The sequence below is a fragment of the Actinomyces naeslundii genome (genome assembly GCF_001956585.1).
In the GTDB taxonomy this organism is placed as follows: domain Bacteria; phylum Actinomycetota; class Actinomycetes; order Actinomycetales; family Actinomycetaceae; genus Actinomyces; species Actinomyces naeslundii.
This window is the reverse complement of record NZ_MSRR01000032.1, coordinates 1-22,268: the sequence shown is the minus strand read 5'-3', so window position 1 is coordinate 22,268 and position 22,268 is coordinate 1. Positions and strand designations below refer to the sequence as shown.

Genomic DNA, 22,268 nt, shown 5'->3' with positions numbered 1-22,268 from the left:
CTTGGACACCGAGAACGAACCGGTATCACGGACGTAGGAATTCGTGAAGGCCGCCGTCGCGACCGGCTCGGCCGGGTCCTTGATGGTGACGGTCTGGGCCTCGGGGGCTGTCAGGGTGTAGCCGTCGATCGCGGCTGTCTTGGCGTCCTCGGTGACGGTGCACTGCGTGCCCGTGGGGACCTTCGGCCCGGAGACCGCCTCGCCGTTGGCCTTGGCCTTGAGCGTGCCCTCGGTGCCGTCGGTGCAGGTGTAGGTGAAGGTGAACTCCTTGTCACCGGCCTGCGCGCCCGCCACGGTCTTCGTGACCTGGAAGGTGCCGGGCGCCTTGGCGACGTCGGCCGTGTTGTTGAGGGTCACCTTGGTCGACACCCGGTCGCCGATGGTCAGAGTGTTGGTCTCTGTCCTTCCGACCGCGAAGACCGGCTTGCCCCAGGCATACCCCGAAGGAGCGGGAGATGCCTGGCCGGTGTCCTCGGACAGGGTGACGACGGTGCCCTTGGGGAAGGTTCCCTGGAAGGTGTTGGTCTTGCCGATACTGATGTTGAGGACGGCCGTACCGGAGAGACCATCGGCATTGAGCGTACCGGGGGCCTGCCAGCCGGTGTAGCCGCTGGCAGGGCCGGGCAGGACGTAGTCGACCTTGACCGGCAGGGTCGTGTTCGCGACGTCGACGGCGTCCAGGGCCGCGCCGCCCAGGGTCTTGGAGACCTCGAAACCGCCGAAACCGGGGGCCATGTCCACGGTCACCTTGAACGAGTCGGCGTAGCTACGGGTGAACTCGCCGTGAGCCTCGGAGTGGTCGAGCGAGGCGGCGTTGGTGTACTGCGCGCCGGCGATGGCCTTGCCGCTCTGCGAGGTGAATGTCACCGGGTAGGAGATCCTGTAGTTGGACTCAGGAGCAAAGGGGCCCGTCACCTTGATCGTGGCGACCTGCCCCTGGATGTCCACATCCAGGTCGAAGTCTCCGTACTTCGAGCTCAGGTCCTTGCCCGCCGCGCTGGTCAGGGACACCCCGGAGATGCCGGGCTCGGCGGCGCTGTTGCGCAGCCCGAGGTACCACTTGTTCTTGTCCCCGCTGAAGGTCATGCCCGAGCCGAGCGTATCCGTGATGGTGATGGTCTCACGGGTCTGACCGTCCGAGGCGATCGGGCTGTCCCCCTTGGCCAGCTGCTCCTTGATGTAGTCCGAGCCGAAGTTGACCTCCCACGTCATGGTGGAGGAGGCCGACGTGATGACCGAGGAGACCTTGCTGAACTTGAGGGCCGTGTAGCTCCGTGCAGCGGGGCCCTTGATGCCGCCGGCGCCGGGTAGGCGGACGCTCACCTTCTGGCTGCCGTTGACGGTCATATCCACTGACTGGGCTGTCGTGGCCTGGGTGATGAGGAGCAGTGCCTGACCCGAGCCCTTGAAGTCCTTGAATCCCGCTGCCTTGAGCTCCTCAACCTTTTCGCTGAAGGTGCACTCCATGGTCTTTTCCGTCAGTTTGCATGCGCCCGCCTCGGTGGGCGTGCCGTTGTAGGGAAGGTTGAGGGGGACGGTTTTCGGGCTCTCCAGGTTCTTGAAATTGGCGCCGAGGTCGATGGAGAAGGAGTCCCCTGGGTTGACGGTGGTGTTGGTGGCATCCCACGTGTAGGACAGCTTGGCCACGTCCTGCGTCGTGAGGCCCTCTGATGGGAAGTCGTTGCCGCTGCGGTCCGACTTGACCAGAGCGAGACCAGACAGGTTGATATCGGCGTTGACGGTGGCTTGGGCCTGCAAGGGCACGATCATGCTCGCAAGCAGTGTCAGGAGGGCGAGCCAGGCGGCCGTCGACTGCCCCCTAGACGCGGTGCGTCTGAGATCGGCAGGAACCTGCATGTATACATCCTCTTCACTAGGGATCGGCGGTCTGGGGATGACCGTGAGTAACTGGTGAAGAGTATCGCGAGGAGGAAAATCAGAACAAGACTTGTGGTGCGCCTGTCAGGGGCTCCGGAAATGTTACCGGAATGTCATAAAAATGTTGTGAAAAAGAAACTTTTAGGGCGGTATCAAAAGTGCTTTCCCCTTTGTCTGCGTTGTGGTTCGGGGGTGTCTGCATGTGGGGTGAGCGTTCGTGTTTGTTCAGTCTGGAGGGTGTGTGCCTTGCTCTGTCAATGAGTCTCGGGATGCGATCTTGTTTGCGCCAAGAAATACCTGTATCGCGTTTCTAAATGCCTTGAGAAATGGGGGGTGTTTTTGTAGGGGTATTCAGGAGGGGGCGTGGGGTGATTTCGGCTGACGTTGAGGTCGCGGTGCGATGCCTCGTCCACGTGCCTCACTCATGACGCGACCTCGAGCCTTGAGTCGTTCTCATGCTCGCCGGCGACTACGCGAGCTGGCAGGAGGCGTCTGTAGGCTGTGCCCGGCCAGGACCCTGCTCAGGCCCTGTCACGCCAGCTACGCACGTCCTCGAGCCGGCCGCAGTCAGCCCACCGCGTTCAGCCCAGGAAGGGAGCCCGGCAGTCTCATGACCATCGACATGATCGTCGCACTCATTGGCGCCTCGGTTGTCGCCTACGCGATCGCCAACAGGTTTCGCCTCATCGCTCCCGTACTTCTCATCGCCGCGGGCGTGGGAGTCGCCCTGCTCCCGGTAGGGGAGGAGATGTACCTGCCCAGCACGGTGGTCCTGACGATCTTCCTGCCGATCCTCCTGTACTGGGAGTCGCTGTCCGTCTCCCTCAACCGCATGCGGCGAAGCCTGCGCGGCATCATCCTCAGCGCCACGGTCCTTGTCGCCATCACGGCCGCCCTCATCACCCTCATCGGTGTTCTCACAGGGCTGAGCGTAGGATCCGCTCTCCTCATCGGGGCCTGCCTCGGCCCCACCGACGCCACCGCCGTCTCCAGCCTGGGACGCGGCATCAACCCCAACGGCCGCACCGTTCTTCAGGCCGAGTCGCTACTCAACGACGGTACCGCACTGGTCATCTTCGCCATCGCCCTCCAAGCCGCGCAGGACTCCTCCGGCGTCACCTTCGGCCTCGTCGCACATCAGCTCCTTCTGTCCTTCGGGGGAGGAATCGGTGCTGGAGTCCTCGTCGGTGCGGCAGTCACGAAGATCGGCATCCGGGTCCGCACCATCACCGACGACCCCATGCTGGCGACGATCACTGCGCTGGCCACCCCGTTCCTCACCTTCTTCGTCGCCGAGGAGGCCGGCGGCTCGGGCGTGCTCGCCGTCGTCACCTGCGGCATCGTCATCTCCCGCTTCGCCGCCCCGCACATGTCCCTGGGCTCGCGAGTCCTCGGCATCCCCTTCTGGACGATCCTCACCCACATCCTCAACACCATCCTCTTCGTTATGGTGGGGGTGGCGCTCCCCGGCATCGTCGCCGAGCTCCCTCGTGCCGACCTCACGCGCGGCCTCATCCTCATTCCCATCATCTACATCGCCATGGTGGCGGGAAGGTTCGCAGGCCAGCACCTCATCATCTTCTCCATCCGCGCCCTTGACCGCCGCCCCGAGCAGCGCCTGCGCCGCACCAATATCCGTGGCCGCATCGTCTCCACGGTCGCCGGTTTCCGCGGCGCGATCTCACTGGCGATGGCACTGTCCATCCCGGCCTCCTTCGACGGCGCCGCCTACACCGAGCGCAACCTCATCATCCTCGTCGTCGCCGGCGCGACCCTTCTGTCCCTCCTCATCCAGGGTGTCGCCCTGCCCTACGTGGTCCGCTGGGCCAACGCCAGGCCCTCGGCTGGCACGCAGACCGCCGAGTCAGTCGAGTCGCAGGAGACCGAGGCCCTCGCCGACATCCTTGCCGACACCATCAGTCAGCTCGATGCCATCGCCGAACGTGTGGGCGTTGACGACGACGCGGTCATCGCGGCGGTGCGCGCCGACTACGCACGTCGTCACAGCTCCGTGAGCAACGCCGGCGCAGAAGAGGAGGCGCGCGTCTACTGCGGCCCGGAGAGCACCCTGCGGCTCGCCGTCATCGAGCACCTGCGTGAGCGTGTGCACGACCTGCGCTTCGCAGGCCGCATCGACGACTCCACTGCGTCGCGAGTCAACCGGCGCCTCGACGTCGAGACCCTCCACATCAACGGCCCCATCGACGTCGAGTAAGCCGGGGGGAGAGCGGCAGTGAGAGCCGAGGGCCAGGCCCTGCCGGTCGGTGACATCGGTCGCCTCCGCGCTGTTCGCGTCGCCAAAGCGTGCCCGATGATTATCTGCGGTCATATCACCGCGACGTGAACCGCGCCGGCTCACCTCACCAGATGTGAGCATCGGTCACGTATGCCGTTTGCGTTGCCTACGCCACCGACTGCAGCGGCACAATGCTCTCGAGCTGCTCGCGCAGCGCCCGGCGCTCAAGCCTGAGCTCATAGTGGCTCTGCAGGTTCATCCAGAGCTCGGCAGATGTGCCGAAGTACTTGGCCAGTCGTACAGCGGTGTCCGCGGTGATGCCGCGCTTGCCGTGCACGATCTCGTTGATGCGACGCGGAGGCACGCCGATGGCCGTGGCGAGCTTGTTCTGGGTGATCCCGAAACCCTCGATGAAGTCCTCCATGAGGACCTCGCCCGGGTGAATCGGGTCGATCCGGTCAGCATCAGTGGTAGTCGACGAGCTCGACATCATCCGCACCTCCTTCATGCCAGGTGAAGCAGAGTCGCCACTGGGCGTTGACCCGAATGCTGTACTGGCCGCGTCGATCGCCAGTCAGCCGCTCGAGTCGGTTGCCCGGTGGGATGCGCAGGTCTTCGACATCGGCTGCTGCGTGTAGAAGCTCCAGTTTGCGTAGCACGGCGCGCTGGAGCGACTTGTCGAGGGAGCGAACGTACTCCTCGTGCCACACTCGCTGGGTCTCCTTTTCCGCGAAGGACCTGATCACGACAGTAGGGTATAACGGAGGTCGTTAATAACGCTAGGCGTTAACGGGAGGAGAGCAGGGCGGCGATGTTGTGCCGGGCGCGTGAATGCGCTGGCGAGCGCTGACGCCAGCGAGATTGTCGCCAGTGACGACTGAGAGGCTTCATCCACGGGGTTCACGGTTGGTCCTCCTGTGTCATGCGAGTGGTTCAGTGTCCAAATCGGTGACAAAGGAGCCCCGGTGCCGCCGACGCAGGCGAATAGACGTTGGAATCATGCGGTTTCTTCTCGCCCGTTCTGCTCTGTTCCAGGCCTTTGTCACCGATTTGGACACTATCGGACGTCTCGTTGGTGAGGACGGAGGGCCGCTGGGGTCCTTCAGCCGCGCCGGGTCCACCTGTGCTCGATCCGTGCCAGGCCAGCTCGCCGGATGTGAGCTGAGGTCACTCACGTGAATCTCCCTACCCTGCGGCCTGCGGCTGAAGGACAACAGCTTGCGGCCCGGAGCCGGCCTGCAGCCGGCAACCGGCATCCGGTGGGCCCGATCCACGGATGGGCCGTGCCGCTGAGGAGGACAGCACTGAGGGGTGGGACGCGCCGGCATCCCACCCCTCAGTCAGTGCTCAGAGCCGGATCGAGCCGGCTCATCGCGTGTTCAGTTCTTCGTGCGACGAGCCCGCAGAAGCAGGTACCCGCCGACAACCGCGACACCCGCAAGGCCCAGGACCAGCAGCGCGTTCGTACCCGTCTGGGACAGGCCGCGGCCCGGCGTCGTCGCAGCCCCCGTCGCCGAGGCACTGGGAGCCCCGGCGGCCTTGGTCGGCTGCGCCATGGTGCCGTCGGCCGGACGGTCGATCTCATCGGGCTGCGTGCTGGGAGCCGGCGTCGCTCCCGGAGCCCGGCTCGGCGTCGCGCTCGACGACGGCCGATCCGATGGCGTCGGCACCGAGGTCGCGTCCGGGCTCACCGTCGACGGCGCCTGCCCCGTCGCACTTGGCGCGGGAGCCGAGCTCGGCTTCTCCGACGGTGCAGAGCTGGGCTGCTCGCTCGGGGCCTGCGTGGGCTCAGCGGAAGGCTCCGCCGTCGGGGTCTGCGTGGGCTCCTGCGTCGGTTCAGTGGACGGAGCCGCCGACGACGGCTCCGGTGCAGGCGCAGCGGTCGGTTCGGTGCTCGGCTTCTCCGACGGCGCAGTGCTGGGCTGCTCGCTCGGTGCGGCCGTGGGCTCCGGCTCCGGCGCGCTGGTCGGCTCGGGTGCCGGCTGGCTGCTCGGCGTCGTTGTCGGCGCAGCGCTCGGGGCCGCCGACGGCGACGGCGTCGGGCTCGGCTCCGGCTGCTTCTGGCCGCACTGCTCGCCGAGCCAGTTCATCGTGAAGTTGCGGTACCAGATGCCGCCGTAGTTCCCGTCCTCACTGAGCAGCCCGATGCTGCCGTCGGACTGCACCGCGATCGTCGTGTAGCCGACGAAGTTCTCGTTGAAGACCTTCCCGGTCGCCCAGGAGGCGCCGTCGTCGCAGGACATCGAGATGGTGCCGCGGTCACGCGACCACGGCTTCGGGTTCGGCGAGTGGCTCAGCAGCAGCACCTTGGCGCGCGGGTCGCTCGGGGCGGCGTTCGGGAAGGCCCTGATGATCTGGGCGTTGTCCACCGAGTCGGGCAGGTTCTTGTCACTGGCCGGCTCGCTCCAGGTCTGCCCGCCGTCGGTGGACCTGGCCACCTTGCGGAAGCCGGAGCCGTCCGAGGCGCGCGAGTTGAGCATGAGGGAGCCGTCGGAGAGCTCGACGACCTTGTTCTCATCCATGCCGGTGCCGGTCGGCGTGCCGGCCTGCCAGGTCTTCCCGTGGTCGTCGGAGTAGACGGAGACCGCCTGCACCGTGCCGTCGGCGGTCCTGATCGTGTACTGCTGCACCAGGCGCCCGGCGTGAGCGCCGTGCTGGATCTGGATGCCCTGGCCCGAGGCCGCGAAGCGCGCGGTCCAGGGGTTGTCCTTCGTGATGTCCGCGGTGATGGTGCGGTGCGTCCAGGTCCAGCCGTTGTCGGTGGAGGTCGACACCTCGGCCTGGATGATGCTCCGGTTCTCGGGGTCGGTGCCGGCCTTCGAGCCGCTCCAGCCCTGGTCGTAGGACTTGACGTGGAAGTTGAAGATCGTGCCCGTCTGGTGGTCGACGACATAGCTCGGGTCGGAGTAACCGACCTTCTTACCGGTCTCCGTGCCCTGGTGGATGTAGGTCGGTGCCGACCAGGTCTTGCCGCCGTCGGCGGAACGGCGCTGGACGATGTGGTTCGGGTTGGGGGCGTCACTGCCGCCGTTGCCGTTGTCCTTCGGCCGCTCATCGTAGGAGACCAGCAGGTCCCCGTTGGGGGCGGTGGTGATCGCCGGGATGCGGTAGTTGTCGGTGGCCGTGTTGCCGGCCAGGTGCTGGGCCTCACTCATCGAGGCGGGCAGCTCGGTGCTCGCGTCGGGCGCCGGGGCGGGCTCGGCCTGCGGGTGCTGGCCGACGACGCTGATCGGGTTGCCCGTGGCGGTGAGCGTCTGGAGGGCGGCGCCGTCGGTGCCGGTCGCCGTCAGGGTGATCGACGGTGTCCACCGGCCGGCGTCGACGTCGGCCTGCGTGATCGTGTGGGTGAGCGGCTTGCAGTTGTAGACGGCGCCCTTGCCCGGCCTGAGGTTGCCCCAGTGGCACTGGCGGGCCAGGTCGTCGAAGGAGGAGTCGGTGGCGGCGACATTGATCGTCTTGTCCGACACCGAGCGGATGCGCACCGTGTAGCTGACGGTGTCGCCCAGCTTGTAGGCCTCCTGGTTCGACGACGGCGTGAAGGACTCGACCCGCAGTGAGGCGGACTTGACCGGGCTCGGCGCGCCGCTGATCGTCTCCGGGGTGTTGAGCGCCTGACCGGTGTACTCCACGGCCTTGACCTCGTAGGCAATCTGCGGGGTGAAGCTGCCGGCCTTGAGGTCCTCGGCGGTCACCGTGTGCGTGGCCAGACCGGCGCAGTCCGTCTTGGTCGCTCCGGCCGGGACGTTGCGCCACCGGCACTTGGTGACGTTCCCGGACAGGTTCGTCGAGGCCGGGGCGAAGGAGTGGGCCTCACTGCTGGTGTTGGTGAGGGTGATGTTGAAGGTCATGACGTCGCCGACGGCGTAGAGGCCGTCCTCGGGGGCGTTCACCTGAGTGATGGCGATATCCATCAGGCCGTCGGCCGTGGGGGTGGCGTGCGCCGGGGGCGCGACGGCGATCATGCCGGTGACGGCCAGGGGCAGGGACCCTAGGAGGGCGGACAGACGCCTCAGGGAAAAGGGATGTTTTGATGTCATAGGTGTTCCGTTCGGGGGATCGAGGCAGCCTTGCCTGCGACGGGGGAGTGTGGACGACGGACGTCAGATGTCTCACGATAAGGTAACGGAAGGTTGCGATTCTGCAAACTCGGGCGAGTCGTCGGCGACGCGCATAATCTGCCGTACGTTAAGTTTCTCTCTCCCCGTGGGGTCGTTTCTGCGAACGACTCTGTGCTCACACTTCATATGGAGAGCGGTGCGTGAGGTCACGAGTCCCTCACGGTCTGTTGTGAGAAACGTGCATGCGTCTACACGAATTGACCTCGCTCCGCCACCACTTGGTTTCCCCACTGCGTCAGAGCCTGTAAGGCAGGCAAAAAAGTTCGACCGAATTCGGTGAGTGAGTAAACCGTTTTCAGGGGCGGTTTATCGCCAAATACTTGGCGCGATACGAGGCCGTCTACTTCTAGTTGCTTGAGCTGGAGGGTGAGTGTCGTGTCGGTCGCTGAAACGAGGTCGTTCCGTAGTTCGTTGAAGCGCTTCGGCTCATATTGCAGGTGATAAATGATGACCGACTTCCATTTCCCTCCAACAAGATTCATGGCCACGCTGATCGGGCAAGGGTAGGTCTTGTCGTTGAAGCTGACAAACTCGCTGATGCATTCGGTCTTCATGTGTTCAGGCCTCCGTGTTGTGTGGGACTATCTAAGAAGATAGTTCTTGACGTGGCAGTCTCGCGCCTGTGACGCTGTCCTGTGTCAGCCGGTGTTCGTTATGATTCATGGAAGAGAGCGTAACATGTTGGATACTCCAGTTATTGCCGTTGCTGGCGCAACCAGCAAGCAGGGGCGCAGTGTCGTGAGGTCCTTGCTGCGTGGCGGAGACTATAGGGTGCGAGCGATGACTCGGGATCCTGCGTCGCAGATGGCGAAAAGCCTTGAGCGTCAGGGCGCTGAATTGGTGACGGGTTCGCTTTCGTTGGGGAACGATGACGAGTGGGTTGACGCCTTTTCTGGCGCTCGCGCTGCTTTCTTGGTCACTCCTCCTACCCCTCCGAAGGGATCGCGTGAATACGAGTTAGGGTGCCGAATCGCCGATGCTGCAGTGAGAGCGGGGGTCGAGCACATTGTGTTCAGTACGCTTGAGAACGTCGATAAGATCACAGGCGGGAGGATGTTCGCTCCTCACTTCACCGACAAGGCTCGGGTTGCGGACTACATCAGTGGGCTGCCTGTAGCCAGCACTTTTGTGATCCTTTCATTCTTCTACACCAATTTGATGGAGTACTATGTTCCCAGGGTGGAGAGTGGGTCACTCATCCTCCCCATATATCTTCCTGAAGATTTTCGGGCGCCGTTCGTTGATCCCGTCACGGCCACCGGCCCGGCTGTGCGAGAAATCATCAGTAAGCCGGAGAAGTATGATGGGGAAACGCTGCCGGTTGTGGGTGATATTGTCTCCCCGCGTGAGATGGTGAGAATTTTTCAAGATGTTACTGGACTGAAGGGGGAATATCGCGATGCGTTCACGTATGATGGGTTGGCGTATAACTTTCCTGAGCTGATTGCTGATGATCTTCATGCGCAGGAGATCCTGGGGATGGTCAATTATGCTGTTGAATGCGGTTATTTTCGGCCGGATCGCGATATGGAGTGGAGTCGCAGCATCGACCCGGAAGCGCTCACGTGGGAGCAGTTCCTCCGTGTCACGGGCTGGCGTGGAGAACCGCGTTCTTATGGGATGCGATCATAATATTTTCCAAGGGGTGATGTATGAGGTATTTGCCTGTGCGACGATCGTCACGTCGGCTGATGCTCGACTGCGTCATAGTCGGGCGCCGGGATATGTGACTGAGTTGTTTTGCTGTGGCGATACTTGCACTCTCAATGTGACCGGACTCTCTTGCTGCGGTAGCGCCAGTGAGCCCTCTCGAGGAGGTCGAAAATATTGCTGTTCGAGATGGTGAACCCTGAGGGGTAAATGACGGACCCGGCGTTTCTTGTCCAAGGCGATGAAAGAAGAAAATACTGTTTTCGGGCTGTGGGGGCAGTGTCAAGAAACTCTTGTCGACGTTCTCTTCCGGTGTCGGTGAGGTGGTAGGAAACGGTTTTTATGATCTGCAAAGGAGATTGGGATAGTATTGGAGTGAACTGATCGATGTCGCGCCATCTCGCTTTTTCAATGACGTCGCCGTCCTTGTTCTCGAGCCTTACCTCTTCGGACGTGAGTGTCAGTCGGATTCCCTGCGATAGTTGTCGATGGGTGGCTGCTGCAGTCGTTCCAGAGATGATCACGGATATGATTCCGCCAACGATCAGAGCGGGAGCTGCGGCAGGGCTGCTCCCGCTCAAAAGTGGGGAGGCGATGAGCATGGTACTGATCGTTAGGAAGATGAGGCAGGTCGCAAGTCGGAGCGTGAGTCGAATCTTTGATGAGGAGATGATCAGGATATCATCACGTTCCAGTGTCTCGAGAAGGCGGGCCACTCGTTCTTTTTGTTCTTTCTTTTGTGGCATAGGCTGTTCCACCTCTTCTGGTGTGTTGCGCGGTCGGCCTCGATGGCGGACTGCCGGTATAACGTCTCCGCGGCGACGCTGGCAACCGCCTTCGGTGTCCTCCTCCTAGGCGTGTGTGCCGTCACCGTCTACGACCTGCTAACGGCCTGAACGAACTGTAGGTGCCGCCGGGATGTGTGATTGGGGACTAAAACCTGGGTTCTTTGATCGTCTGTCACGTACTCGATGGACAGATGTCCTCCGACAGCCTCCAGGTATAGCCGGATAGTGCCGATCTTCGAGTCCTCCTCAAGGTCGCCACGCTCAATTTTTGACACCCGACACTGCCCGACGCCGATCCGATCTGCTAACTGTGCCTGAGTGAGTCCAGTCTGCTCGCGCAAATGATACGCGCGGATCTCGGTAAGCATCCGCCCTCATGGGTATCAACCTGTTCTCTGTCTACCGGATGCTCTTCTAAGAGCTCTGTGATCGTCATGGGCATGGTGGCTACTTTCCTCTCAACTTTTGAGTGCTCGTCGAACAAGTCGTCGGCTATAGGGATGTCCCGCTTGTACCAACAGATCCAATTATCGAATTTATCTCCAGCAATCAACAGGATTGCCTGACGTTTCGGGTCGAAGACGAATAGGATTCGAAGCTCGGATCTCCCCGTTGATCCTGGTGTCAGCTCTTTCATGCTCTTGTGACGAGAAACCTTGATGGTGTCCACCAGCGGGCGATCGAGCCGAGGTCCTTGTTTCTTCCAGCAGTTCGATGGCCGCAACGACCTGCGCCTGCGAGCTACTGTCCAGCGAAGTCAACCAATCTGTGATGAGTTCGATGTTGATGTTCCGAGTAGTATGATAACACCTGTAAGGTCTAAAAGGGTGCGCTGAGTCTTGCCGCAAGGCGTCCATGATTCCGGTCTTCGCTGCGACCTCGGTGGTGGGCGGACTGCTCGGTGGGCCAATGTGGCGTAGGATCGTCTCTCGACGCAGATTGACGCCATTCATTACCCCGCTGCAGGCGGTACGAGGCTCGACATTTCGCACAGGTCGATCGGCCGGCTGAGATGCGTGGCAGCATCGGTGGCATAGGTAACGAGACGGTACCTGAGCAGGCCGGCACCTACGACGTCTTTTTTGTCGGTGATGGGCCGGGGGAGTGTCGCGCAGTACACCACCGAGGGCACCGACCTGACCGCGATTCTCGTCGAGGGCGAGCCCCTGGGCGGCGAGTGCTCGTATTACGCCTGCATGCCCAGCAAGGCGCTCCTCGGGCCCATTGAGGTCGCCGCGGCGTCGGCAAACCTCAGTGGCCTGCGCCCCTCCGAGTTGTCCGCGCCAGATCTGCTCGCGCGCCACGACGAGTGGGTCTCGCGCCGCGCCGTCATTCTCGCCACTGGCGCGGAGCCCGTCGTGTCTGCTCCGCTCCAGGGCCTTGAGGCCTGGGGCTAGCGTTGCGCCACCGGCGTGCAGGAGATCCCGCAGCGCCTCATCGTCGTCGGTGGGGTCGTCGCCCGTGAGGCCGCCACCTGGATGTCCGCCCTGGGCAGCGACGTCACCATGCTGGTGCGCGGCTCCCGCCTCCTGTCGGCCGCGGAGTCCTTCGCCTCCCGACTCATCGAGAAGGCTCTCGCCGCCCGTGGCATCACCGTCATCACGGATGCCCAGGTGGTTGCCGCCGAGCGGCCTCAGGCCAGTGACACCGGGCTCGGTCGCATCCACGGCGGCCCCGTCACGGTCACCTGCGCCGGTCGAACCATCGAGGCTGATGAGATCCTGGTCGCAACTGGCCGTCGCCCCCTCTTGACCGGCATGGGGCTGGAGGTCGTCGGCCTGGAGCCCGACGACGTCCTGGCCGGCCGCCTGCCCGACTGGCTCTACGCCGTTGGCTACGCCAGCGGCGAGGCCCAGCTGACCCACATGGGCAAGTACCGGGCGCGCGTCGTAGGGGAGAGGATCACCGCCCTCTCTGCCGGCTGCGGGCCCGAACCAGTACCCGAGAACGTCCCGGTCCCACAGGTTGTCTTCACCGCCCCCCAGCGGCCTGACCGAGCAGCGGGCCCGCGACCCCGGCCAGGACGTCGTCACTGCTCAGGTCGGCTACACCTCGGCCGCCGGAGTTGCCCTCCTGCACGGCGACGCCCACAGTGAGGTCAAGCTGGTCGTCGACCGGCAGACCGGTGCCGTGCTGGGCGCCACCTTCGTCGGTCCCGGTGCGGGTGAGCTCGTCCACGCCGCCATCGTCGCCATCATTGCGGGGCGTCCCGGTTCATCGGCTGCACACGCCGTGCCCGCCTACCCCACCGCCAGCGAGATCTGGCTGCGACTCATCGAGTCTCTTCCGAGCGAGGTCCTTCGTATATACTTCAGTTGTTGAACGAAAAACGATGTTTGCGAAGCTGGCGCCCCGTGGCTGAGTCTCAAAGAAGTGACTTCACGGGAGGATCGCGATCAGGAAAGTAGTGGTTCCTACAAATATGCTTGTTCAGGTTTGTGTAGGTATTCAAACTTTCTGATCGGTTGTCAAGAACGCTCTGCAAGACTTCTGCTGCGGCTAACGTGAAGACGTCCCGTAACTCGTCTTGGGAGAGAGACATGATCGACGGCACTAAAATTCGCGTATTGGTTCCCGACAACAACACAGGTGCACTATACGATCGAACAGAGTCCATTGAGTGGGTCAATCCTGACAATGGTATTGTAAGAGTTCAATTTAAGAATGGTGGTCAGTCATTCCCGTATCGACATCCAAGGGCACGCCTTCTCGAGAATGTTTCGGGTTTTCGCTCTCTCAAATCGACCGAGCTGGTTAAGGTGAAAGGTGAGGTGTGGTATCCCCCGCTCACAATTGCGACTTTCACTGATGTATACGACGGATCGTATTCAATTGTTCGATTCTATCGCGACAACAAGGTGATAGGGAAAAGTCACCTGTATCGTCCCGACGACCTCGCACTACTGGTGTCGTCCGCGTCCGCGGGAGGTGGTGCTGACGTCTTTAAGTACTGGAAAGAAACCGCATTTATGCTGGAAGATGATGATCCGACTCGTCCGGCATTTGAGTCGATTAAGTTTGTTCATCCTGACAGTGCGTTGTCTGCGTACATGGAGGGATCAAACTCACGAACGTCAGAAATTCGGTTGCCAATTATTCTACCGTTTCAGAGCAACGAGGATCAGAAGATTGCGGTAGAGAGAGCACTCTCTCATCGGGTTAGTGTTATCGATGGCCCTCCTGGGACTGGAAAAACAGAGACCATTCTCAATATCATCGCCAATATTCTCATGATTCCCGGGGCGACGGTTGGAGTTGTGTCTTTTGGTAACGCTGCTGTTGAGAACGTCAAAGACAAGCTCGATGAGGCGGGATATGGATTCGTGGCAGCACGCATGGGTAAAAAAGAATACGTCACCTCCTTCCTGGCCGATCAAGAGGCGCGAGCAAGCAGTATCGTTCGTTGGCTGAACCAGGTGTCTGTGAATGAGGCCGTGCGGTCCGCTGGAGGGCAGGCGGCGGATGATCTTGAGCAAATAGATAAACAGCTGCATAGGGTATGGAACTCCTGTCGAGAACTTGCAAAGGTGAGCAATAAAATAGAGGAATACTCTTTGGAAGCTGCTCATCTGGAGCGCCGAGCCGACGGTGTCGTCTTTCCTGATCTAAGTGAGCTGCCTCTGCTGCGCAAGAGCTCTGGGCGTATCCTCGACTATCTGGCTGAAACTACTGTGCATCCGGATCTTCCTGAAGGCATCATGGGGCTTGTTCCTCGTATCCGCAGATACTTCAAATATGGTAGAACAAAAGATCTGGATACGAGAGATACCAATATTATCCTTGGTCTAGAAAGAGCCTTTTATTCTAGGCGGATCGAAGAGCTGAGACAGAAAGAGCGACGTTGGCGGGCCGAGATCGGCTATCGCAGTTCCGAGGAAATCAGGGGAAAGTACCAAGAGAGTTCTCGTGCGCTTCTGGATCTAGCGCTGTGGCAACGCTACGCGAATAGTGCGCGTCTCGTATTTGATGAAGATAATAAACCGATATGGAAACACACGCCGGAGTTCCTGTCTGAGTACCCAGTGGTTCTTACGACCTGTCACTCGATTCGGCGTAACCTGTCGGAAGGCCATCTTCTAGATTGGGTGATTATTGACGAGGCCACTCAGACAAATCTACATGCCGCTGCTTTGGCGATGAGTAAGGCAAGAAATGTTGTGGTGGTCGGGGATCTTAAACAGCTTGGACCGATTTTCGATAAAAAGTTGGAATCGGCGTCGATCTCCCCGCCACTTCCCGCATACGACGTTACTGCGCACTCCATTCTTTCGTCCGTCACCGAGCTCTACGGTCAAGAACTGCCTCGAACAATGCTGCGCGAACACTACCGCTGCGCGCCTGAGATCATCGAGTTCTGCAATAAGATGTTCTATGACGGTGAGTTGATTTCCATGAAGTCTAGAAAATCTAACGACAAATGGCCTGCCTTAATGGTTCGTAAGACGGCTCCAGGAAATCATATGCGCACCTTGCGTCGAGCCCTTACTAAAGGTACGTACAGCCAGCGTGAGATCGACCTTGTCGAGGAGCTCCTTGGGGGTGTCGTTGACGGTGTAGATTTTAGGAGCATTCTCGAAGGTGAAGATTCGGGAAGTGATTACGCGTTAGGTGTCACAAGCCCGTACCGGCTTCAGGCTGACCGTCTCGGTGAGGCTATTAACCGCACAGGTGCTGCTCCCGAATTCAGTTCACTGAGTGAAACTATACATAAATTTCAAGGACGTGGAGCAAACGTGATGGTTCTTAGTACGGTTGTTGACGAATCTCGGAATGGTCACATGAAACTAGGATTCGTTGACGATCCACGAATGATCAACGTTGCGGTCTCGCGAGCCAGAGAGAAGTTCATTCTTGTCACCAACCATAACGAGGTCCCTCGGAGCAAGGTGATTAAAGCGCTCATCGACTATGTCAGATATCAAGATCCTGATCAGGTGACCGAAAGTGGAGTACTTTCAGTCTTCGACCTGCTCTACCAGGAGTACTCTGAGCGTCTCAGCGAGTTCGCTTCGCGAGTTCACGGGGGCAGCAAGTATAAGTCGGAGAATATTGTGTGGACCCTTCTGAAGGATGTTCTCAAAGATCCTGCTTATGATCTTCTGGAGGTGGTTTCGCAGGTGAGACTCCGCGACCTTATGCCTGATACCGATCGATTGAACGAGCGGCAGAAAAAATTTGTTCGTTCTACGTCTGCTGTCGATTTTGCTATATACCACAAGGTGAGCAAGCGAATGCTGCTTGCGATTGAGGTCAACGGAACTGAATATCATGAAGACAATCCCGAGCAGCAAGCGCGTGATGAGTTGAAGGCGCAGATCATAAGCGTCTACGGGGCCGACATGCTTTCGTTGAGAACCAATGACAGCAACATCGAATCGATGATCAGAGGTAGACTCGATCAAATTTTGGCCTAACTGAATAAGAGTGGGAGTAAGGTACGGTTGCGGACATCGAGTGCTCCTAGGGATGGTTTGGGACAATCATCCGATACGCATCGCCGGCATTGACCATATCGAACCGACGGTCCTCCATTAACGCGAGCGTCGACTTCTGCTCGTGGGTTCTGGACCTGGAGGTTGTTGCCTTTGGGCAGGAGCGGACAGCGGTGCGCTTCGGTGACCGAGAGATTAACCTCCGTGGGGAGGATAACCTGATCGCTCGCACGCCTCATCCCATTCCCGGTATTGTGGACCTGTGTCTTGTCGGCGACGGCACGATCGATGAGGTCCGCGAGCATCTTGCCTCCAGGGCGCTTCCGGTGCCCTTCACCGTGATGGCAGGAGTCCAGGAATCACACGAAACCTCGTAGGGCTCGCCTTGCGTGACGTGGCCTGAGACACTGGGGTCATGCGAATCGCCATCGGTTCCCCAGGCAACGGAGCCCTCCTGAAGGACGCCATCGAAGAGCGGTTGGTCGAGGACGAGCGCGTGAGCGACCTCGTCGACCTGTCCATGCCGGACATCACCTACCCGGAGGTCTCCTTCCAGGTCGCCCAGGCAGTTGCCGAGGGATGGGTCGACCGTGGGCTTCTCATCTGCGGTACCGGTGTGGGAACCGCCATCGCGGCCAACAAGGTGCCCGGGGTGCGCGCTGCGACCGCGCACGACCTGATCACCGTGCGTGGCTCGGTGGAGAACTACGACGCCCAGATCCTGTGCATGGGGCAGAACGTCATCGCGGCGCCCGCCGCCTGGGCGCTCATCGATGTCTGGCTCGACCTGCACCACGACCCGGCCAGCAGCTACGGCCCCAAGGTCGGCGAGATCGAGGCCTACGAGGCACGCCTTCACTCCTGACGACGGCCCCGTCGAGCGGACAGGTGCCCATGGCACTATCCGCAGCCTCTACGTGCATGAGCCCGATCAGAACCTCATCGAGGTCGCTGTCTACGAGAGTGTCTGAGGTTCGCCCGGCTCCTGGAGGAGGAGCTCGTGTCCAAATCGGATACAAAGGAGCCTGAGGTCCGATATGGCCGCTGACTGAACCGCGGAATCATGCGGTTTCTTTCTGTGTGTCAGAGCTGGGGGTGAGCCTTTGTATCCGATTTGGACACCGCCCAGCACATCTTGGTCGGTCGCGCTGTGCATGGCGTCGCAGCGTCCTGCCACCTATTGGATCAATATATCTATTGTCAGATGGCACCCTACGTGTGACACCTTAGGTCGTAAGGTGTCATGGACGGCTTGCTTGTGCAATGTTGGCGTCCGGTTCGCAGTCTTCGGTGGGGCCGGTGGGCGGCATGAGACGGCGCCTTCGTGAGGAACCTCGCGCCAACTTGCATTGAGTGCAATTCTGCACTGAGTGCAGGATGGTCGCGTGACCGGAACCGATCTGCGCGCCACTCAGGCGCGACGCACCCGCGCCGCCATCCGCGCCGCCGCGCTCGCCCTGACTCGAGAGCGCGGCTACGAGGCCATGACGGTCGATGACGTCGCCGCCCTCGCCGGTGTCTCCCGGCGCACCGTCTTCAACCACTTCTCCTCCAAGACCGATCTCCTCGTCGTCGGCCTGGAGCCCCCGGAGCCAGAGGCTATCGAGACCTTCGTCGACGGCACTGGAAGCCTCCTGGAGGACCTCGGCGCCCTGCTCGCCTCCGGTGCCGAGGCCGTCGAGTCCGAACGAGGATGGCTGCTGTCCTTCCCGGAGATCGTGCGGGACAACCCGGAGATCGAGCGAGCCATCCACGAGCGCCTGCGCGCCATCGCCGTGTCCCTCGCCGACGCCGCCGGCCGCCGCCTGGGCACGGAACCTTACGACCCTCGCACCCGCGCGGTCGTCGCCCTGGCCATGGCGATCCAGCGCAGCGCCGTGGACCTGTGGTGTGGACGCACTCATCCCTGGGAGCAGCGCCGCGAGGAGGCGCCAGTGCGCGCCGAGGTACCCGAGGCCTCGGCCCAGCGTCCCGAGGTCCGCCTGGCGGACGCCGTCCGCGCCATGGTCGAGGCGCTCTCCGACGTCGTCATCCAGGCGCCGTCCGACCGGCCCTCCCCCGTCTTCCAGACGCCGAACCCGCCCGGCTGATGCTCGCCGGCCACCTCTTTCTCTTCCTTCTCTGACAGTTCCCACCCCTTCCATCTCGTAAAGGCGCTTACCGTGACTCACACTTCTACGTCGTCGGAGCCAACCGGCACGGCTCCTGCCGGGCCGGGGGCCGACTTCCACCCCGATCGCCGCTTCTGGGCGGTCTACGCCTCGCTCCTGGTGGTCATGTTCTTGTCCGCCATGGATCAGACGATCGTCGGCACCGCCCTGCCCACTATCGTGGGCGACCTCGGCGGCGCCGCCCACATGGCCTGGATCCTGACGGCCTACACCCTGGCCATCACGGTCGCCATGCCCGTCTACGGCAAGCTCGGCGACCTCGTGGGCCGCAAGAATCTCTTCCTGGTGGCCATCGCCCTGTTCCTGATCGGCTCGGCCCTGTGCGGCACCGCCGACACCATGACTCAGCTCATCATCTACCGCTTCATCCAGGGTCTGGGCGGCGGCGGCCTTATGATCTCCTCCCAGGCGATCACCGGCGACCTCATCCCGCCGCGCGTGCGCGGCACCTACATGGCCCCCATGGGAGCCATGTTCGGCATCGCCTCCATCCTGGGGCCCATCATCGGCGGCTGGCTGACCGACTCCGTCTCCTGGCGCTGGACCTTCTGGATCAACCTGCCGCTGGGTGTCCTCGCCTTCGTCGCCATTGCCATCGTCCTGCGCCTTCCCAGTCACCGCCTGACCAGTCCCATCGACTGGTGGGGGCTCGTGCTCATGAACGCCGGTGCCGTCGCCATCGTCCTCATGGCCACCTGGGGCGGCAACCAGTACGCGTGGACCAGCCCCGTCATCATCGGTCTGGGTACTGCGGGCCTGATCTGTTGGGGGCTGTTCGCCTTCGTCGAGACCCGCGCCGCCGACCCCATCCTGCCCTGGTCGATCCTGACCAACCGCACCTTCATCGTCTCCACGGCCGTCGGCATGCTCGCGATGGGCGGGATGATCGGCGTCATGAGCTACCTGCCCACCTACCTCCAGATGGTCTACGCGTACTCGGCCACCGCCTCCGGCCTGCTCCTGGTACCCATCACCATCGGGATGCTCGTCTCCTCGATCCTCTCCGGCATCCTCGTCTCGCGCACCGACCGTTACAAGATCTACCCGGTCCTGGGGCCCCTGGTCGCCGCCGGCGCCTCCTTCTGGCTCTCCCGTCTGACGACGACGTCGCCTGTCTGGCAGATCTCCGCGGCCACCTTCTTCATGGGAGCGGGCATCGGCATGTTCTTCCAGCTGCTGGTCACCGTGGTCCAGAACGCCATCGAGGCCAGGCACCTGGGCACGGCCACCAGTGGCAACAACTTCTTCCGCGAGGTCGGCGTCTCCCTGGGCGCCTCACTCATCGGTGCGGCCTTCTCCTCCGGCCTCACCTCCAACCTCACCGATCGGATCGGGGAGCTGGCCCGTAGCGCTGACCCGGCCGTCCTGGGGACGCTGGCCCAGTTCAAGGACGCCGACACCTCCTCGCTCACTCCTGCCCTGGTCGATCAGCTGCCCACCGCCCTGCACGACGCCGTGGCGAGCTCCTACGCCGACGCCCTCCTGCCGATCTTCGGCTGGATGATCCCTCTGTTCGTCGCGACCTCCGTCATCGCCGTCTTCCTGCCCGAGGTGCCCCTGTCCCAGAAGACCGCGATGGAGCAGATCGCCGAGGCCGAGGGGGCGGTTGACACCGAGGTCAGCGAGCCGACGGCGCCGCAGCAGGCGGAGCGGGAATCGACGGAGCCGGCGACGGCGGCTGACACAGAGTGATGGGCGGTCCGGTGGCCGGGCGCCCGCCTCAGCCCGCCGGGAACCGGTAGCGGTAGATCCTGCTTCCCCGCGCGTAGTAGAGGCTGCCATCGGCGCCGAGGGTCAGGGAGTTGACGTAGACCTTTCCTTGGGGGGTGGTGACGAAGTCGGCGATGACGGTGCCCTCATCCTGCAAGGACGTGCTCAGGGCTCGCAGGCGCCCCGCCATGATCCCGTAGAGCACGCCGTCGCGCTCTATCAGCTGACTGCGGTTGGCGTCGGCGTAGCCCTGCCTGGTCAGCGCTCGGCTGCGTCCGATCGTGAAGTCCGCCGGGTTCATGGCGAAGACGTGCATGCCGGTGGTCCCGTACAAGGTGCCGTCGCTGCCCAAGGTCAGGGCCGTGATGGAACGCTGATCCTTGAACGGCGTCATCACGCGGGTCACCTTCCGCGTCTTCAGGTCGAACTCGAAGAGCCTGGGCGCGCTCGCCTCCGTCTGGTCGGGGTTCATGCCGTTGCCGCTCGCACTGGTCCCCACGTACAGCTTGTCCTGGTGGTGGACGATCGACAGCGGCCGGCGGTCGCTCAACAAGCCCCGCAGCGACGGATCCGCATAGCTGATCGTGTCCAGCGGGTAGGTGTCGATCTTGTTGTGCGCGGCGTCGTAGATGGACAGTGCCCCGGAGCCGGGCTTGTTCTTGGGAGAGGTACCGACGGCGAACTCATCGTTATTGATCGGCACGATGGCGTACGGCCGCGCCTGGTTGGCATCAGGCGTGATCCTCACCGATTGGTGATTCTCCAGCATCGGCCCGGAGGTGCCTATCTCGTACCTGACCAGCTCGCCACTTGGGTAGATGCCCGTGACGAACCACTTGCTGCTGTGCCCGAAGCCCTCGACCTGACCCAGTGGGGCCTTGGGCAGGCTGTACTGCGTCTTGTCCGCCTGCGCGTTGGGGGCGGCGCGAAGGAGCATCGGGGCGGTCATGTACCAGGAGGCGTAGAGGTCTCCGCCGGGGACTGCCGTCAGGGACTGGATGTCGCGAGCTGATCCCTGGATCGCGTTGCCTCCGTTCGCGTCCTGGGGAAGGCCTGTCGCGCTGCCGTCGGAGGCGTGGACGATGGCGATGCTGGCGTCGTCCTTGCCCGCTGAGATGAAGTGGTCGTGCGTCGCCCAGCTCGACTGACTAGGCCTGGCGGTGGAAGCCAGTCCTTGGGCCAGCGTCCGTGAGGTGTTGGCCCGAGGGTCGTACTCCTGGAGCGTCGGTGTGTTGTGGCTCTGGACGGTGTAGTAGACCTTCTCAGCCTCGCCGGGGCGAGTGACGACCTGGCTGGACCAGGTGTCCAGCTCAATCGGCTTGCCGTCCTTCATCTTCTGCGCCCCGGTGGCCGGGTCCAGGACGCAGGTTCCCCCGCAGGTCGGCCGGACGTTGCCCGGGACATTCGTACCGACGTACAGGTTGCCGGCCTTGACCTGCAGCCGCTCGAGGTGGGAGAGGCCGGCGGTGACGTGACTGGGAACCGATAGCTTGGTGGCGGCGTTGGTGGAGGTGTTGATCCGGAAGATGGAGAAGCTCTTCGTTCCCGTCCCGGCGTAGAGGAACCCGTTGTCGTAAGCGAGGCTGCGTACCTCGGTCTCGCCTGCCTGAACGCCGCCCGGCAGCAGGTCGGTCCACTGGCCCCGTCCCTGGTTGGCGGAGGGGTCGTATCGCAGGATGTGGCCGCCGTGAATGCTCTGCGCAGCCACATAGACCCGGTCGTGCTCGTCGACGGCGACGTCCCAGAGGAACGTGCTGTAGGCGGCGACCTGCTCGTAGCCGGGCCGGGACGGATCGCTCAGATTCGTGGCTTTCTGTCCCTCGGGGGCGTCTGGATCGATCTCGAAGAGCTGTCCGCCGCCGCTGGCGAGCAGGACGTGCCGGTTCGACAACGTGGCGAACTCCCAGGGCTGCACGTCGGTGTTCTCCGGGACGAGCCGCTCGCGCGACCTCAGCGTGCGGGTATTGAGGTCCACGACGTGCAGCAGGCCGCCGTTGCCGCCGGCCACGACGATGCCGATGGGGGTGCCGTCACTCAGGACGGTGGTTCCGATGCTCGGCACGCTGGGGTCGGGTGGCGGCGTAGTGGGCAGGGCCTCCTCCCTGCCTCCCGGGTCGAGGGCGACGGCGGGTGCGGTGATGGACAGGGACAGGGCAAGGGCGGTGACGAGTGCGCCCCACAGGGTGAGGATGGTTGTCCTGGCTGACTGCTTCATCGCTGTTCTCGCCTTGTGTCGGAGGAAGGGGGCTGTGCGTGCCGCCGTCCGACGGGCTGAGCCCGTCGGA

The 22,268-nt window shown here is 62.4% G+C and carries 17 protein-coding genes and 1 pseudogene; 9 read left to right on the top strand and 9 right to left on the bottom strand.

Annotation, left to right across the window (positions count from 1 at the left end):
* On the bottom strand, positions 1-1,857 hold a 1,857-nt coding region (locus BKH33_RS12600; protein ID WP_244157429.1), incomplete at its 3' end, for a DUF7926 domain-containing protein.
* A gap of 631 nt (positions 1,858-2,488) precedes the next feature.
* Here BKH33_RS12600 and BKH33_RS12595 point away from each other — a divergent pair.
* Positions 2,489-4,093 (top strand): cation:proton antiporter, encoded by a 1,605-nt coding sequence (locus BKH33_RS12595; protein WP_076142788.1) that lies wholly within the window; start codon positions 2,489-2,491, stop codon positions 4,091-4,093.
* Positions 4,094-4,280: 187 nt separating this feature from the next.
* On the opposite strand, the gene BKH33_RS12590 is transcribed toward BKH33_RS12595, so the two are convergent.
* The 4 genes from BKH33_RS12590 to BKH33_RS12575 form a co-directional block, all read right to left on the bottom strand.
* Positions 4,281-4,604, bottom strand: a complete 324-nt coding sequence (locus tag BKH33_RS12590) for a HigA family addiction module antitoxin (protein ID WP_003780577.1) — start codon at positions 4,602-4,604, stop codon at positions 4,281-4,283.
* Positions 4,579-4,860, bottom strand: a complete 282-nt coding sequence (locus BKH33_RS12585; protein ID WP_043538754.1) for a type II toxin-antitoxin system RelE/ParE family toxin — start codon at positions 4,858-4,860, stop codon at positions 4,579-4,581. The genes BKH33_RS12590 and BKH33_RS12585 overlap by 26 nt, the downstream gene beginning before the upstream one ends.
* 633 nt (positions 4,861-5,493) lie before the next feature.
* On the bottom strand, positions 5,494-8,151 hold the full coding sequence (locus BKH33_RS12580; RefSeq protein WP_003780586.1) for a sialidase family protein: 2,658 nt from the start codon (positions 8,149-8,151) through the stop codon (positions 5,494-5,496).
* Positions 8,152-8,420: 269 nt separating this feature from the next.
* A complete protein-coding gene (locus BKH33_RS12575; RefSeq protein ID WP_003780584.1) occupies positions 8,421-8,786 on the bottom strand; it encodes a winged helix-turn-helix transcriptional regulator in 366 nt (121 codons plus the stop codon).
* A gap of 100 nt (positions 8,787-8,886) precedes the next feature.
* Here BKH33_RS12575 and BKH33_RS12570 point away from each other — a divergent pair, with 100 nt between their 5' ends.
* Positions 8,887-9,864: an NmrA/HSCARG family protein gene (locus BKH33_RS12570; RefSeq protein WP_328285573.1), complete on the top strand. Its 978-nt coding sequence runs from the start codon at positions 8,887-8,889 to the stop codon at positions 9,862-9,864.
* A 131-nt stretch (positions 9,865-9,995) separates the two neighbouring features.
* Here BKH33_RS12570 and BKH33_RS12565 read toward each other — a convergent pair whose 3' ends face one another.
* From BKH33_RS12565 to BKH33_RS14405, 3 genes are all read right to left on the bottom strand, one after another.
* The gene (locus tag BKH33_RS12565) at positions 9,996-10,628 is read right to left on the bottom strand and encodes a hypothetical protein (protein ID WP_003780568.1); all 633 of its coding nucleotides are present in this window, start codon (positions 10,626-10,628) and stop codon (positions 9,996-9,998) included.
* 128 nt (positions 10,629-10,756) lie between these two features.
* On the bottom strand, positions 10,757-11,038 hold the full coding sequence (locus BKH33_RS14410) for a helix-turn-helix domain-containing protein (RefSeq protein ID WP_076142787.1): 282 nt from the start codon (positions 11,036-11,038) through the stop codon (positions 10,757-10,759).
* Positions 10,975-11,394 carry a type II toxin-antitoxin system RelE/ParE family toxin gene (locus BKH33_RS14405; RefSeq protein WP_076142786.1) on the bottom strand — a complete coding sequence of 140 codons (420 nt, stop codon included), beginning with the start codon at positions 11,392-11,394 and terminating at the stop codon, positions 10,975-10,977. The genes BKH33_RS14410 and BKH33_RS14405 overlap by 64 nt, the downstream gene beginning before the upstream one ends.
* 367 nt (positions 11,395-11,761) lie before the next feature.
* Between BKH33_RS14405 and BKH33_RS14215 the strand changes: the two genes are divergently transcribed.
* The 7 genes and pseudogenes from BKH33_RS14215 to BKH33_RS12510 all read left to right on the top strand — a co-directional run bounded on the left by BKH33_RS14215 (position 11,762) and on the right by BKH33_RS12510 (position 19,965).
* Positions 11,762-12,067, top strand: a complete 306-nt coding sequence (locus tag BKH33_RS14215; protein ID WP_009401981.1) for a hypothetical protein — start codon at positions 11,762-11,764, stop codon at positions 12,065-12,067.
* 15 nt (positions 12,068-12,082) lie between these two features.
* Positions 12,083-12,766 (top strand): FAD-dependent oxidoreductase, encoded by a 684-nt coding sequence (locus tag BKH33_RS14210; protein ID WP_003780575.1) that lies wholly within the window; start codon positions 12,083-12,085, stop codon positions 12,764-12,766.
* Entirely contained in the window at positions 12,660-12,992 is a 333-nt protein-coding gene (locus BKH33_RS14205; protein WP_076142789.1) for a hypothetical protein, read from the top strand. The genes BKH33_RS14210 and BKH33_RS14205 overlap by 107 nt, the downstream gene beginning before the upstream one ends.
* Before the next feature lie 218 nt (positions 12,993-13,210).
* Positions 13,211-16,084: an AAA domain-containing protein gene (locus BKH33_RS12535; protein ID WP_003780564.1), complete on the top strand. Its 2,874-nt coding sequence runs from the start codon at positions 13,211-13,213 to the stop codon at positions 16,082-16,084.
* A gap of 433 nt (positions 16,085-16,517) precedes the next feature.
* Positions 16,518-16,967, top strand: a complete 450-nt coding sequence (locus BKH33_RS12525; protein ID WP_003780582.1) for an RpiB/LacA/LacB family sugar-phosphate isomerase — start codon at positions 16,518-16,520, stop codon at positions 16,965-16,967.
* Between the two features lie 505 nt (positions 16,968-17,472).
* Positions 17,473-17,988, top strand: a pseudogene (locus BKH33_RS12515) (TetR/AcrR family transcriptional regulator); the annotation flags it as partial.
* Between the two features lie 276 nt (positions 17,989-18,264).
* Positions 18,265-19,965, top strand: coding sequence for an MDR family MFS transporter (locus BKH33_RS12510; RefSeq protein WP_076142783.1), 1,701 nt, complete (start codon positions 18,265-18,267; stop codon positions 19,963-19,965).
* A gap of 28 nt (positions 19,966-19,993) precedes the next feature.
* On the opposite strand, the gene BKH33_RS12505 is transcribed toward BKH33_RS12510, so the two are convergent.
* Complete coding sequence (locus tag BKH33_RS12505) at positions 19,994-22,198, bottom strand: NHL repeat-containing protein (protein WP_043538749.1); 2,205 nt, start codon at positions 22,196-22,198, stop codon at positions 19,994-19,996.
* Positions 22,199-22,268 lie beyond the last annotated feature (70 nt).

What these genes read in the sequence shown, in the direction of transcription:
- BKH33_RS12570 (WP_328285573.1), top strand. Translation starts at nt 8,887, where the DNA reads ATGATTCATGGAAGAGAGCGTAACATGTTGGATACTCCAGTTATTGCC.
- BKH33_RS12535 (WP_003780564.1), top strand. Translation starts at nt 13,211, where the DNA reads ATGATCGACGGCACTAAAATTCGCGTATTGGTTCCCGACAACAACACA.
- BKH33_RS12565 (WP_003780568.1), bottom strand. Translation starts at nt 10,628, where the DNA reads ATGCCACAAAAGAAAGAACAAAAAGAACGAGTGGCCCGCCTTCTCGAG.
- BKH33_RS12575 (WP_003780584.1), bottom strand. Translation starts at nt 8,786, where the DNA reads ATGAAGACCGAATGCATCAGCGAGTTTGTCAGCTTCAACGACAAGACC.
- BKH33_RS12590 (WP_003780577.1), bottom strand. Translation starts at nt 4,604, where the DNA reads ATGTCGAGCTCGTCGACTACCACTGATGCTGACCGGATCGACCCGATT.
- BKH33_RS12595 (WP_076142788.1), top strand. Translation starts at nt 2,489, where the DNA reads ATGACCATCGACATGATCGTCGCACTCATTGGCGCCTCGGTTGTCGCC.
- BKH33_RS12505 (WP_043538749.1), bottom strand. Translation starts at nt 22,198, where the DNA reads ATGAAGCAGTCAGCCAGGACAACCATCCTCACCCTGTGGGGCGCACTC.
- BKH33_RS14410 (WP_076142787.1), bottom strand. Translation starts at nt 11,038, where the DNA reads ATGCTTACCGAGATCCGCGCGTATCATTTGCGCGAGCAGACTGGACTC.
- BKH33_RS14215 (WP_009401981.1), top strand. Translation starts at nt 11,762, where the DNA reads ATGGGCCGGGGGAGTGTCGCGCAGTACACCACCGAGGGCACCGACCTG.
- BKH33_RS12580 (WP_003780586.1), bottom strand. Translation starts at nt 8,151, where the DNA reads ATGACATCAAAACATCCCTTTTCCCTGAGGCGTCTGTCCGCCCTCCTA.
- BKH33_RS12525 (WP_003780582.1), top strand. Translation starts at nt 16,518, where the DNA reads ATGCGAATCGCCATCGGTTCCCCAGGCAACGGAGCCCTCCTGAAGGAC.